This window comes from Candidatus Aminicenantes bacterium, assembly GCA_011049425.1.
Classification (GTDB): domain Bacteria; phylum Acidobacteriota; class Aminicenantia; order UBA2199; family UBA2199; genus UBA876.
This window is the reverse complement of the sequence record DSBM01000158.1, coordinates 15959-29294: the sequence shown is the minus strand read 5'-3', so window position 1 is coordinate 29294 and position 13336 is coordinate 15959. Positions and strand designations below refer to the sequence as shown.

Below are 13336 nucleotides of genomic sequence, written 5' to 3'. Positions count from 1 at the left end.
TTAGTGTCGTCACACATCAAGAAGGTCAATTATGGCCCGCCTCTCAACTTAAGGGCAAGTGCCCTTAACAACCCAAATACAATTTACAGAAAGAATGGTACACTACCCACAAAATGGAAGAGAACCAAATGATCCAAATTGTTAACAAGCCTGTTCCCTGCCTAAATACAGTTGAAGAGTTGGAAAGTTGAAAAGTTGAAGAGGGAAGAAGTAGAAGAGATATTGTCAAATGTTGTGTACGGTGGTGTTCTTTGATCAAGCCGCATGCATCACCCCGTCCTGGAATTTGACTCCTGAAGCCACAAGGACCAGCAGTTGGTGACTGTGGATTCTCTGCCAGCCCTTTTCTGCCGCTTGGGCCAACTTAAAAACCATGGTTAACGTAGCTTTGCTCGAGCCACAACCTTTGGTTTTATGTGTTCGCAAGCGCACTGTGGCGAACGCTGATTCGATTGGATTAGTGGAGCGGATATGTCTCCAGTGTTCCTTTGGAAAGTCATAGAATGCCAAGGTCTCATCCTTACTCTTGACCAGGCATTGAACCGCTTTCTCGTAGTGGGCATATTTCTTCTCAAAGTATGAGAAAACTTCCAGGGCTTTCTTCTTGCTCTCTGCCAGGTAGATGCTGTGGATATCTTTCTTGGCCTGCTCCTGGAGCTTTTTCGGAAGCTTATCGAGCACGTTGGCCGTCTTGTGAACCCAACACCGCTGTTGCTTTGTCAGAGGGAAAACCTTGTAAAGGGCTTTCCAGAACCCCAATGAACCGTCACCCGTTGCCAACAGCGGACCAGTTCTGATGCCGCGTTGCTTCAGATCCGGCAACAACTCCATCCATGACAACTCGCTCTCGCGTATACCGTCTGAAATGGCCAACAACTCCTTGTGTCCGTCTTGAGTTACTCCAATGATCATCAGAATGCAATTACGCTCTCCTTCCAACCGAACATTAAAATATACCCCGTCAACCCACCAGTAAATGTAGTCGCGCTTACTCAAATTGCGCCAAACTCTTTTCACTTCTTCCCTCTTCAACTTTCCAACTCTTCAACTTTATTTAGACAGGTATCAGGAGACGGGACTTGACAACATGGCCCAAGGTCCGACATCGTTGATTCAGTCCATTACGTTATTCAGGCAGTTTCATTAATCCGAACGGAAATGGGTAAAATCTGGAGAGATTATGTAGTTTTACTGGGAAAATCAAGTTTTTTTGTGTATAGTCTCAATTGCAAACGTTTACTTGTATACACAGGAGGAAAAATGTCCAAAACCTATGTGATAATCGGCGGATCAGCCGCCGGTCCGAAAACCGCGGCCAAGATCCGCAGGATGGCTTGCGATGCGGAAATCATCATGATCCAGAAAGGCAAGTACCTGTCCATGGCATCCTGCGGTTTTCCCTATTTCGTGGGCGGGGTATTCGACGACCCCAACCAGTTGATCTCTACACCCACGGGCGCGCAGCGCGACCCGGAATTTTTTTCCAATGTCAAAAATATCAAGGCAATGACCTCCACGGAAGTGACGTCCATTGACCGTGAAAAGAAAATGGTTCACATGCGCAACCTGGAGACCGGGGCGGAGAGCAACCAGTCTTACGACAGGCTCTTTATCGCCACCGGTGCCAGCGCCATCATGCCCCACCTGCCGGGAAAGGACCTGGAAGGGGTCACCACGATGCAGAGCATGGAGGACGCCATCTATCTGAAAGAGCGCCTGGCTTCGGGCAACTTGAAAAAGGCGGTCATCGTAGGCGGTGGACTCATCGGCATCGAAACCTGTGAGGCCCTGCAACTCGGGGGCGTGCAGATCACGGTTGTCGAGATGCTTGACCAGGTGCTCTCCTTCCTGGATTGGGAGATGGCCAAGCACATCGAGAACCATATCCGCGCCAAGGGCAGCGAGGTGATCACCGGGTGCGGCGTGGCTGAGTTCCTGGGCGAAAACGGCAAGGTGACGGGAGTCAAGCTGGCGGACGGTCGTGTCCTGGATTGCGACCTGGCTGTCGTGGCCATCGGCGTGCGGCCCAACTCCGGCCTGGCGCGGGATGCCGGCCTTGATGTCGGCGCAAGCGGCGGCATCACGGTCAACACCTTTATGCAGACATCGGATGCGGACATCTACGCCGGCGGTGACTGCGTGGAGGTGACCAACCTGGTGACCCACCAGAAAATGCCCTGGCCCATGGGTGACGCGGCCAACCTGGAGGGACGCGTGGCCGCCCAGAACATGGTGCTGGGAAACAACGTGGAGTACGACGGTTTCATCGGCACGGGGATCTGCAAGGTCTTCGACTACGTGGCCGGCAGCACCGGGTTGTCGGAAAAACAGGCCAAGCGCCTGGGCTATTCCAACATCATGACAGCCATCCAGGCGGCCCCGGACAAGCCCGGTTTCATGGGCGCCAAGCCGGTGATCATCAAGCTGGTGGCGGACCGCACCACCTGCCGACTGCTGGGCATGCAGGCAATCGGCACGGGCGATGTATCCAAACGCTTGGCCATCGGCGCCATGGCCATCCACGCCAAGATGCGGGTGTTCGACCTGGTCAACCTCGACCTGCCTTACGCGCCGCCTTTCTCACCCGCCATCGACAACTTCATCATCGCCGCCCACGTGCTGCAGAACAAGTGCATGGGCCGCATGGAGGGTATCTCCGCCCTGGATGTCAAGGCCAAGCTGGATGCGGGCGAGAAACCATTCTTCCTGGACGTGCGCGGCCCGGACGAGTACGAGGCCATGCGCCTGGGCATCGGCGAAACCCTGATCCCCCTGGGAAAACTGCGCAGCAACTTCGACAAGCTCCCCCGGGACCCGAACGCGGAGATCATCGTCTACTGCAAGATTTCACTGCGTGGTTACGAGGCTTATACCTGCCTTAAGGGCAAGGGCTACAACAATGTCAAGGTCATGGAAGGCGGTATCGTGGCCTGGCCCTTCCCCCGCGAAAAGTAATCCCCACGTTCATCTCAATACCGGCGGGGGTGGAAACCCACCCCCGCCGCACCCTTCCGCATCGGATTACCTCGATAGTTCCGGCGGACTATGATTCCGTCTCAAACAACAAGACATTGTTGCGTCCGCGGACGTAAAGAACCATCACCAGTATCGCGGCGGTCGGAATCGGAAGCGCACCCACCAGGACCGCCGTCGTGCCACCCTTGAGGGCGACACTCCCAAGGAAGCGCATGCTCCAATAATAGATAAAAGCACCCAGTAGCCAGCGGACCGCGGCCAGTTTGACGCCTTCCTCTTCAGCCATTCCGGGAGCGGAGAAAGGCATCCAGGAAACATCCAGCAGGATTGCCGCAGCCAGCACCAGGCCCATGGCGGCATGGAAAGAAGCCAGTTTCAGGGCTGCAAAGATCCCCAGTGGAAATACCAGCATTGCCAGTAACAACAGGTTCAGGGGCAACAGCAACTCCAGGATGAACGCGGCAAGCAGGGCCAGCCGGGGGTGACCCGCTATCTTCACAGCGATAACTATCCCGGAAATCGATATTGCATTGATTGCCTGAATTCTAATGGTGATTTTGTCCGTGGTTACCTGGACCGGTCGGAATTGAAGATTGGCCTGTATGTCGAATTCAAAATGAAACCATTCAAATATCCAACAAGAATGCCGAACAGCTGGTATGCATATGTCAGTGAGATGATGCCATTCTTTACCGTAAATACGTTGGATCAATTACTGGCATATTCATCCGCATCCGGGATGTTATGGGTTTTCCATGAAGGAGAGTTGATAAAAACCTTGAGGTTATGGCCGGGAAAAGCCCTCCGGGACTACAGAGAGACGGCTTTAGAAGGTTCAAGAAAAGGCGGAGTGTTTTCTCCATTTTTCGGTGATTTGATTCTGGATGGAGATCATGCGGACCGGTTCTTTCTGAATTATGGAAATTTCAGGAGTGGTAAGAAAAACTATTTGTACCAATTCGACCTTTCCGGCAAGTTGATCCAGGTATACTCCATTTCCAATCACAGCCGTTCCATCGTGCAGGTGAAAAGCAAGCGAGATAATAAGTTTTACTCAATCAACCGGAATCAGTTTAACAACCTGACGATCATGATCTATGAGGAGGGGAAGAATGAATAAACGGATTTTTGTTGTGGGTTATTGTTTCGTCCTCATGCTGGTGTTTTTGTTTTCGCTACAGGTCTTGGCCGTCAACCCCAATTATTGCGGAGACAATGCATTGTATGCCGCAGGTAGTTTTTGCGATTTTTATCGTGCAACCATTGGAATGGAGTGTTTGTTCCCGCAAAAATTCTATGGCGCTTGCATCGGTGGTGGAATGTTCAATGATCCGATATGCCATTCAATATGGCGAATCCGCTGCGAAGATGGAAAAGTCTATACACATTATGATTGTTATGCGTATGACCCGCTTTGTTATTTTCATTGAATAGCCCGCCGGAAAGTCGGCTGCGGGACTATTAAGTGTGTTGCAGATGATCCCTGGTGCTAAGGACAATTGGAAAGGACGGAATGGGTGGAGCATCCTTCGCTGATTTGCCTGAAAAGCATTTTGTTAAATAAAGCAGCCTAAATACAAGCGATACCAAAAACCCGGGATGATCTGACTTTTTTGAACCCTACTTAAAAAAAGTCTTGACTAATTTTAAGTAGGGTTTATAATGGTCATGTGAAACGATACCTTGAACCCTTCGTCGTCCGCGATCTCGCCCAGAAGATCGTATTCCTGTCCGGTCCCAGGCAGGTCGGCAAAACCACACTCGCGCGACAATTGATCAATCCACATGCTTATCTGAACTTCGATTCCGCGCATGACCGTAAAATGATTCAAGACGCCGAATGGGATCGCTCCGTACCTCTGGTGGTTTTCGATGAACTGCACAAAAAGAAAAAGTGGAAGTCCTGGATCAAGGGAGCATTCGACACGGAAGGCATTCCACCGGGTCTTCTCGTTACCGGTTCAGCCCGGTTGGACACCTACCGCAAAGGAGACGACTCCCTGGCCGGGCGCTTTTTTCATTATCGCCTGCATCCCCTATCTGTGGCTGAGATCGTTCGTTATCTGGAAACAGATCCGCAAAAAGCCTTGGACGGAATTCTGGCCACCGGAGGCTTTTGTGAAGTGTACTTAAGGGGAGAGGAAACATTTGCCCGTCGTTGGAGACGAAGCCATCTGGACACCATCGTCCGCCAGGATCTGATGGATCTGAACGCTGTTCGTGATATCAAAGCCATTGAAATCCTGATTGATCTTTTGCGAGACCGGGTGGGAAGCACGGTCTCGTTCAGCTCGCTGGCCCGGGATCTGGAAGTTTCCGTCCAGACGGTCAAACATTGGTTGACGTTGTTGGAAAGCCTGTATGTGATTTTTCCCGTTCGCCCCTATCACAAGCAGATCAGCCGCAGCATCCTCAAAGCAGCCAAGTACTATTTCTTCGATACCGGGGCGGTCAAAAACGAGCCGGGTGCCAGGCTGGAGAACGCGGTGGCGACGGCGCTGCTGAAAGAGGCTCATTTCCTGGAAGATACCTTGGGGCATCGCATGCAACTATGCTATCTCAGGGATAAGGAAAAACGCGAGGTGGACTTCCTGGTGGTGCGGGACGGCAAACCCGAGAAGATGATCGAAGTCAAACTGAAGGAAGAAAGTTTTTCTCCTTCATTGTTCTACTTCTCCCGCTTTTTTCAGAATATCGAACGGTTCCAGGTGGTGTATGCCCTACGCCGCGCCCGTTCTAAGGACGGTGCAGTTATGCACAGGGCCGCTGAATTCCTGGCGGGCCTAAAGGCGTGATTCAACCCCATCGCCAAATGCAGGGGTTGTGCGTTCCCACAGATTGGCTGGCTGTGGGTAGATTGGTCTTTTCCCCGTCCAGTCACCGATGATCCGTCCGCACCGGCAGCATTGATTCCCGGACTGTTTGATTTGCTGATCTGACCGGCCTTTCCGTATAATCTCCATGCTTTTATCGATTCTGGCATCTGAATTGCTTTTTCATGATATCCGTGCCGGCCCGCGCCCGCAAGCGCATGGAGTGTGCCGGGTGCGGAAATCAATTCAAGGGGGGAAAAATGAAAAACGTGATGAAAGCGGTGGCGTTTCTGGCGCTGCTGGGCCTGCTGCTGGCCTCGGTGTTTCTGCCGTTGCCCATGGAAGGCAAATCCGCAGCGTATCCACCGGGGTTGTACCCCGGCCAGATGGGAAGCAGCCAGTACGGACCCACCTGCGGGTGTCCCATGTTCCCGTTCAGCTGCGGCTGTTATCTGCGTTGATCGCGGATGTATTGATGGCGGAAACAGAATGCAACAACGGCGGGTTCGGCGGTGAATGCCGAACCCGCCGGCTGCGTGCGGGCATGAGAGGAGGAATAGTGAAATTACTCATAATCGGAGCCATATGCGTTTGCTCAACTCTTGGTTTTTGCGCCTGTCCGGTTGATGATATGGAGTTTCGCGTGGTGGATACCTGGAGCAATGACATTAAGATTACGGGGAGAATCGGCGGCTCAACCATCCTGAAAAACGGTAATGTGGCGGCGACTTTCTATGGACAGGGACCGGTTGAAATTTCCTCCCGGACGGCGGAGTTCATCTGCCGCAGGGGACAGGGGCCGGATGAACTGCAGGACCTGTTTGCCGCTTGTGAACATCCGCATGGGTTGGCTTTCGTGGAGTTGCCGTTTCGCATCAAGATCTTTGGGCGGGACAACGGGGATTATCATTGCCGGAAAAGCGTATGGCTGGAAAAAAGCCGTTTTTACACGGCCGTTTCTTCGGTGCTTTTTATCCGGGGAAAATGGTTCCTGGCCGGCTATTTCCTGGAGAACTTTTCCCGCAAGTACGTGTACAAAAAGGTCTTTGTCAAGGTTTATGACGCGAAAGGCAAGTATATCAAGGGCCTGATCCGCAAAACGGATCATGAACCGGATCAACGCCACCTGATGGGTTATTACCTGGTGGCTGGGGGCGGGAGCATCTATTTTCTGGAAGAGGACCGCCTGCGGGTGACGGTGATTCAACCCGAAAGCCTGAGAATCGAGAAAGCCGTGGATCTGGCGGCGCCCGAGGAATACCGGCCCATGCCGAAAGATTTCTACGTGTTCAAACGCTACGATGATCCCTACGCGGGGATCGGCCGGGACATGGATACCTGGCGTACCGGGTATTCACGCGTTGTGTGCGCCGCCTTTGACCGAGGCACGCTTGTGCTGCAGATCCGGGTGTTTGAAAAGGCCGCCCGTTTCATGGTGCTTTTTTTCAGAGAGGGATCATTCCAGCCGGCGGGCCGGGTCCTGACCAACGACCGTTTGCTGGGTGTGCGCGCAGGGCGCTTCTATTTTTACGCCAACGGCGACCCCCGTTACGAAGAGGAAGCGGATCAGTGCCGGGTAAAGGTCTGTACCCTTGAGAACTGAAGGTAAATGAAACGGCTGTACAAAGTTGTGGCGGCTTTTCTGGCCGGGGCGCTGGTGACCGTCCTGGTCGTGCGCCTGGGTGGTCATGCTGCCAGTGATCCCGGCATGGCCTTTCAAAACGCGCGCGAAATGATTCTATCCGACCTCGATGGAAACCGGCTTTGCTTCCTGGACCTGGTTTCATCCGGGGGCGAGACATGTTGCCTGTTCTTTCGCCTGAACCAGTGTTACTCATGCATCTTTCGGGGAATGGAGGATTTGAAACTGCTGCAACAACAAGAGAAAAACTGTTTTGCCGTGGCTGTGCATGACAGTATTGAGGATGTGCGGGGATGGCTGACCCATGAATCATTCCATCCGGTTTACGTGATGTCGCGGGCTGCCTTTCTGCGCCATGTAACCTGCCGCTCACTGCCGGTGATTGTGCGCTTGGAAAAAAGCCGGGTTATCCACTGTGAATATCCTGTTCCGTAACCTGTATTTCTTTCAACGATCTGCTGCAATGGCGGACAGATGATCTCAGTCCACATGTTCTTTGGCTTCCGGAAGCAGAATGGTGAATGTGGTTCCCACTCCCGGTTGACTGGATATGGATATATTCCCGTTGTAATTTTCGATTATTTTTTTCACGGTTGACAAACCGATCCCCGTGCCTTTTTTGCCCTTGGTCGAGAAAAAGGGCATGAAAATCTTGTCGAGGTTTTTGCTGTCGATCCCGATCCCATTGTCGCTGATATCCAATTTGACAAATTTCTGCTCCGGTTCTTCTTGATAATCCACCTCAACCGTTATTTTGCCCTGTGCGACCTTGGCTTCGGCAATGGCATCTTTGGCATTGATGAAGAGATTGAGCAATGCCATTGACAGTTTTTCTTTGTTGCCAACGATAAATGCGGAGCTCTCTTTGTAATTCTTTTCAACAATCACATCTTTCAACACGGTTTTGCCGATCAGGTTTAAAACCGAATCAGCAAGTTCCGTGATACTGATTCTTGTTGTTTCATGCTTTTTCTTTCTGGAGAAATCCAGAATATTTCCACCCAGTCTGGTGGCTTTGGTCGCCAGTTCTTCGATGGATTTGATTCTGGAGAAGCTGGGGTTGCTTTCATCGGTCCCTTGTTTGAGCAGGTTGATATGACCCACGATTCCGGTCATCAAATTGTTGAACTCGTGTGTGAACCTGCTTAAAAATTCGCCCATTGTTCCCAATTTCTGAGCATGAGTCAAATCCTCTTCCATTCGCAGCCTTTCGGTGATGTCTTCGATTTGAATGGCTACGGAGATGCCTTTATTAAGCACGATTTTGTACAAGGTCAGTCGAAAAATCTTCTCTTCTTTTGATGGTAGATACTGCGGATAGGGGTCACGATAGGTGGGATGACCGCTGAGAATGACATTGTAAAAATCAGCCTTGATGGATGAAGTGAATTTGATGGTTTCGAAAACGTTTTTTCCTTTGATATTATTGAATTGGGTGTCAAGAATTTTCTCGGCTGCCGGATTGAAAGAGATGACCTCTCCGGATTCATCGCAAATAATCAGAGCGGAGGGGGAATTGTTGATGATTTTTTCGAAAAACACTTTCAGATCCAGTATCTCCTCTCGCTGGGTTCTCAATGATTTCACCATGTTGGCGAAGGTCTTCGATAGATCGCCGATTTCATCCTTTGAAGTCGGCTCTATCTGAACATCAAAATTTCCTTTTGAAATTGCTCGGGCACTGCTGGACAGGGCCAGCACGGGCTGGCTGAGTTTTCGTCCCACAACCAGGGAAACCACTATGGCCAATAGAGATGCGATAACCAGAACGAGCAGGATGTTTCGAATCACCTGGGATTTGGCAACAAGGATGCTTTTTACATTTTCAGCCACGAGAATGGATCCGATTGGTTGTTTATGGAAATCAAAAATGGAAAACCCATCAATCAGGTAATTCTCATCCAGAATTTTCTTTTTCTGTTTACGATGGACAAGATCCCGGGAAAATCCGGGAAAGAAACGCATGCCCTCATCATTCTGGAAAGAGGTGGCCAGTTGTTTGCCGTCTGAAAGGATGACAATGTCACAACCCGCTTTATCCTTTAATTGATCGGCGAATTCGGAGTTGAAAAAAAGCTCGAGAAGTACGTAACCCTTGAAACTGAAATCAGTCTGATCCACGATGGGCGAGACGGCGAGAATACAGATTTGATCATGCGTCCTGAATATTCCGATATCCCTCAGTAACGCATCGCGACCCGGCTGGAAAAAAGGAAAGTTTTTCAGATCGGCCTTGGACAACGTACTGTTGGAGGAGTTCGAATCGGAAACAATGACATCCATGTCCGGGCTGAGTATTTTGGTGTTGATGTTAAAAAGAAAAAACCCTTTGTTTTCGAGGGAGATTGAAAGTTTACCCGGATCATCCAGGTTTTCGATGACTTCTTTTAACTCGGAAATAAAAGTCGCCTTTCTGGTTAAATCTCCCAGGTATTCATAAAAAACGTTTTCCGCTTTCCTGCGGCTGTCGGCGGTTGCTTCGCGGGCGATTTCCTCGTAATTCTCGGAAATTGAGTAGATGGCGAAAAAAGTTGCTAATAGCACGGATACAAAGGATGTCACGGCCAGGGATAAAAACAACTTCGTTCTGATTTTCACTTTTTCTCGATTTTGTAAAGACGGATTGTGTCCGTCGGCGTTACCCGAATGTTTTTGATCCTCGTGTTGTTATAGATGATAGCCGTTGTGTCCTGGAAAATGGGTATGCATAGAGAAAGGGCGTCAATCTGTTGGATGATATCGGCTACTTTCTGAATCCTCCTGGATTTGTCCATCTCTTTGGTCAGGCTCTCAATCAGTTTTTTCATCCGCTCGTCCCGGTATTGTGACAGGTTGGCCAACCCCTTCTGCTTGAGTTTTTCATTAAACAGGGGAGATATGATACTTTGGGGGTCGGGATAATCCGCGGCCCAACCGTTCAGGGTAAGGTCATAATCGCCTTTCATTATCCTTTTTTCATATTCCTCCAAAGGCACATTCACAATGTTCAGCTCAATTCCCAGGCGGTTGAGGTTCTTGGCATACAAAGAGACAAGTTGGTGTTCCAGGTCTGAATCACCGCTCAATAAAAATCTCAATTTGATTGGTTCATTGACCTTCGCTTTTTGCAGCCAACTTCGGGCTTCAGCCAAGTTCAATTTTGATGCGGTTTTTGGAGTCGTGTGGCCCGGCATGCCTTTGGGGATAATCGAAGCCAGGGGCTTGACGAAACCCTGAAACACATATCTCAGTGTCCGTTGATCCCAGGCGGAGTGTAACGCCTTGCGGATATCGACCTTTTTCAGGTTGGGGTTTTCCAGGTTAAAAGCGATATAGGTTACCGAAAGAACGGGAATGAGTTTAATGGTAGCCCACCTCACGTTCTTTAATCCGGTTGCCCGGGAAATTGAAAAACTGTCAATGACGTCCAGTTTTTGCTCTCTGAACAGTTTATGCAAATTGTCGGGTTTATCGTTGATCACAAAACTGAATTGATCAAAATCGGGTTTGCCTTTCCAGTATCGCGGGTTGGCCCGCAGAATTATTCGTTTGTTTTTCTCCCAGAGTTGAAAACTGAAAGGGCCGGTTCCAACCGGGTTCCGGGCAAATGCCTTTTTGTGTTTCTTTACGGCGGCCGGGGAGACAATGGCGGCGGGCGAGGCGGCTAACGTGGCCAGGAATGGGTAAAACGGTTGATCGAGATGAAACACCACGGTATGGGTGTCTACCGACTCTACGGACACAATATTGTTGAAAATCTCATCAAAAAGGGGGAAATCGTAATAGCGATAGGGGAAATCCTTTTCCATCTGTCTCTGGAATGAAAAGACCACGGAATCAGCATTGAATTCCGAACCATCGTGAAAATGGACGCCCTTTCGCAATTTGAATTCCCAAATGGTGCCATTTTCATTTGCATTCCATGACACGGCCAGCGAGGGGGTGATTTCCAAAGTTTCTGAATCCAATACGACCAGGGTGTCATAGAGGTTGGTGGTGAAAAACACCGAGGTATTGTCCCAGGCCTGTCCCGGGTCCAGGGTGTCGGGTTTGGTCAAACTCCCCCAGCTGACTGTTTTTTCAGAAGCAGCCCCCAAACCCGCGAAGAGAGCCATGACAATCATGATTAGAATCGCCGACAATATATTGCGTTTATTAGTCATTTTCTTTTTTCCTTCCCAACAGATTCCGGCTGTCCAGGCTGATGATTTTCTTGATACCGGGTGATCCAGTGAGAATACCTGGTTATTTTGCATCTTGTCATCATCAGCTACAATTGTGTCACCCTTCTCATCGTAACAACCGGACTCTTTCCATGTTTTGACCTTTAATTGTTTTTAGAAAGATATTTGAATTCAATGTACGTGTTTGGATTGATCACAAGATTTTCAAGATTGTTGTGAAAAGCCACCAGTGACTCTTGGTGAAAAAGCGGAATCCAGGGAAGATCTTCATGGATCATTTCCTGGGCCCGCCAATAGTATTGCAGGCGTTTCTCGGGGTTAAGGGTCACCTTGGCTTTTTCCAATAGCGCCGACAATTCCCTGTTCTGATAAAAGGCCCGGTTCTTGTTTCCCGGCTTCATGGTGAACAGGGGGTACAGGAAAAAATCCGGATCAGGTGGTCCCACCCAGCCAAGCAGAACTATGTCATGTTCACCTTTGTCGCATCTCCTGACCAGTTCCGCAAATGGCAGTTTTATCTGATTGATCCGCACATTCAGATATTTGGCGTTGATGGTGATGATGTTGGCGATCTTCTGCTGCCCTACATTTTTCGCGGCTATGAAAAGGTTTACGGAAAAACCGGATTCCAATCCCGCATTTTTCATCAACTCCCGGGCTTTTGGTATGTCAAATCGATAATCCTTGATAGACTTGTTGAATCCAAATAATGACGGCGGGATCGGTGTGACGGCCGGTACGGCCATTGTTTGAAAAACATGCTTGATCATGCCTTGTTTGTTGATTAAGTGGGCGAACGCTTTGCGGACATCGACTCTTGAAAGCGGGAATTTTCGCGTGTTAAAAGCCAGGTAGTGAACATCGGGATTTAAATCCTTTTTAATGATGATATCCTTTCTGCCCAGCAACTCCTCGTATTCTACGGCTGAATTGATTCGCATCAGATCAGCGTTTCCATTCCTCAGATTCAGCGTCCTGGCGGCCGCGTTCTGCACGACTTTAAAGACGACTGAGGATACGGTGGCATTCTCATCCCAATAATCGGAATTCCGTTCAATAATCAGGGAGTTTCCCTTATCCCAGCTCTTGAATTTAAAAGGACCGGTTCCAAGGGGATTGAACGATCCATCTTCCTGGTAGGATTCGGGAGCGACAATCAGGGCGGCGGAGTCCGTGAGGGCTGGAAGCAGTGGCGCATAGGGTTTTTTCAGGGTGATCTTGAAAACGTATTTTTCGACGGCCTCAACACGTTCGATGTAGGGAAAGAAAAACCACTGCCTTTTGCTTCCCGGTTTCTCTTGACCCAGTTCTTTTTTAAACACGGAAACCACCGAGTCGGAATCCAGCGGCCTGTTGTTGTGAAATCGAACTCCCTCTCTCAGATAAAACAACCATTCCGTATGGTTGTTTCTCGTTTCCCAGCGGGTGGCCAGACAGGGCTCAATCTCCAAGGTCCCTTTTTTAAACCTGACCAACCCCTCAAAGATATTGGCAATGACCTCGCTGGAATAGAATTCTTCAGATTTACTGGGCTCCAGGGTGGTCGAATCCACGCTTCTAATAAAAATTACGGAGCCTTCTTCGGTGAATAATTTGACGTTTGTACAAACCAGGAGAATCAGAAGAATCAAGATCTTCGCTTCTCTCATGTTGCTGATTATAAAAAAAAAAGAAAAAACAAGCACTCCAGGCAGATGCCCGGAATACATACGTAGTAAAGATAGTATAAAACTTTTCAATAT

Annotated in this window: 12 protein-coding genes; 7 read left to right on the top strand and 5 right to left on the bottom strand. The window is 49.7% G+C overall.

Annotation, left to right across the window (positions count from 1 at the left end; genetic code table 11):
• Positions 1–255: 255 nt before the first annotated feature.
• Positions 256–1032 carry an IS256 family transposase gene (locus tag ENN40_11365; protein ID HDP95941.1) on the bottom strand — a complete coding sequence of 259 codons (777 nt, stop codon included), beginning with the start codon at positions 1030–1032 and terminating at the stop codon, positions 256–258.
• Positions 1033–1260: 228 nt separating this feature from the next.
• Here ENN40_11365 and ENN40_11360 point away from each other — a divergent pair, with 228 nt between their 5' ends.
• Positions 1261–2955: a pyridine nucleotide-disulfide oxidoreductase gene (locus ENN40_11360; GenBank protein HDP95940.1), complete on the top strand. Its 1695-nt coding sequence runs from the start codon at positions 1261–1263 to the stop codon at positions 2953–2955.
• 88 nt (positions 2956–3043) lie between these two features.
• On the opposite strand, the gene ENN40_11355 is transcribed toward ENN40_11360, so the two are convergent.
• Entirely contained in the window at positions 3044–3475 is a 432-nt protein-coding gene (locus tag ENN40_11355; GenBank protein HDP95939.1) for a hypothetical protein, read from the bottom strand.
• Between the two features lie 117 nt (positions 3476–3592).
• Here ENN40_11355 and ENN40_11350 point away from each other — a divergent pair, with 117 nt between their 5' ends.
• The 6 genes from ENN40_11350 to ENN40_11325 all read left to right on the top strand — a co-directional run bounded on the left by ENN40_11350 (position 3593) and on the right by ENN40_11325 (position 7866).
• Positions 3593–4096 (top strand): hypothetical protein, encoded by a 504-nt coding sequence (locus tag ENN40_11350; protein HDP95938.1) that lies wholly within the window; start codon positions 3593–3595, stop codon positions 4094–4096.
• The gene (locus ENN40_11345; protein HDP95937.1) at positions 4089–4406 is read left to right on the top strand and encodes a hypothetical protein; all 318 of its coding nucleotides are present in this window, start codon (positions 4089–4091) and stop codon (positions 4404–4406) included. The genes ENN40_11350 and ENN40_11345 overlap by 8 nt, the downstream gene beginning before the upstream one ends.
• A gap of 240 nt (positions 4407–4646) precedes the next feature.
• Positions 4647–5771 carry an ATP-binding protein gene (locus ENN40_11340; GenBank protein ID HDP95936.1) on the top strand — a complete coding sequence of 375 codons (1125 nt, stop codon included), beginning with the start codon at positions 4647–4649 and terminating at the stop codon, positions 5769–5771.
• A gap of 278 nt (positions 5772–6049) precedes the next feature.
• Complete coding sequence (locus tag ENN40_11335) at positions 6050–6250, top strand: hypothetical protein (protein ID HDP95935.1); 201 nt, start codon at positions 6050–6052, stop codon at positions 6248–6250.
• 170 nt (positions 6251–6420) lie between these two features.
• Positions 6421–7392 carry a hypothetical protein gene (locus ENN40_11330; GenBank protein ID HDP95934.1) on the top strand — a complete coding sequence of 324 codons (972 nt, stop codon included), beginning with the start codon at positions 6421–6423 and terminating at the stop codon, positions 7390–7392.
• A gap of 6 nt (positions 7393–7398) precedes the next feature.
• The gene (locus ENN40_11325) at positions 7399–7866 is read left to right on the top strand and encodes a hypothetical protein (protein HDP95933.1); all 468 of its coding nucleotides are present in this window, start codon (positions 7399–7401) and stop codon (positions 7864–7866) included.
• Positions 7867–7911: 45 nt separating this feature from the next.
• Here ENN40_11325 and ENN40_11320 read toward each other — a convergent pair whose 3' ends face one another.
• The 3 genes from ENN40_11320 to ENN40_11310 form a co-directional block, all read right to left on the bottom strand.
• Complete coding sequence (locus ENN40_11320) at positions 7912–10029, bottom strand: HAMP domain-containing protein (GenBank protein HDP95932.1); 2118 nt, start codon at positions 10027–10029, stop codon at positions 7912–7914.
• Positions 10026–11666, bottom strand: a complete 1641-nt coding sequence (locus tag ENN40_11315) for a hypothetical protein (GenBank protein HDP95931.1) — start codon at positions 11664–11666, stop codon at positions 10026–10028. The genes ENN40_11320 and ENN40_11315 overlap by 4 nt, the downstream gene beginning before the upstream one ends.
• A gap of 71 nt (positions 11667–11737) precedes the next feature.
• Positions 11738–13333 carry a hypothetical protein gene (locus ENN40_11310; GenBank protein ID HDP95930.1) on the bottom strand — a complete coding sequence of 532 codons (1596 nt, stop codon included), beginning with the start codon at positions 13331–13333 and terminating at the stop codon, positions 11738–11740.
• Positions 13334–13336: the final 3 nt, after the last annotated feature.

Coding starts and splice junctions, on each gene's coding strand:
- ENN40_11315 (HDP95931.1), bottom strand. CDS start 11,666: ATGCAAAATAACCAGGTATTCTCACTGGATCACCCGGTATCAAGAAAA.
- ENN40_11330 (HDP95934.1), top strand. CDS start 6,421: ATGGAGTTTCGCGTGGTGGATACCTGGAGCAATGACATTAAGATTACG.
- ENN40_11345 (HDP95937.1), top strand. CDS start 4,089: ATGAATAAACGGATTTTTGTTGTGGGTTATTGTTTCGTCCTCATGCTG.
- ENN40_11335 (HDP95935.1), top strand. CDS start 6,050: ATGAAAAACGTGATGAAAGCGGTGGCGTTTCTGGCGCTGCTGGGCCTG.
- ENN40_11350 (HDP95938.1), top strand. CDS start 3,593: ATGAAACCATTCAAATATCCAACAAGAATGCCGAACAGCTGGTATGCA.
- ENN40_11325 (HDP95933.1), top strand. CDS start 7,399: ATGAAACGGCTGTACAAAGTTGTGGCGGCTTTTCTGGCCGGGGCGCTG.
- ENN40_11360 (HDP95940.1), top strand. CDS start 1,261: ATGTCCAAAACCTATGTGATAATCGGCGGATCAGCCGCCGGTCCGAAA.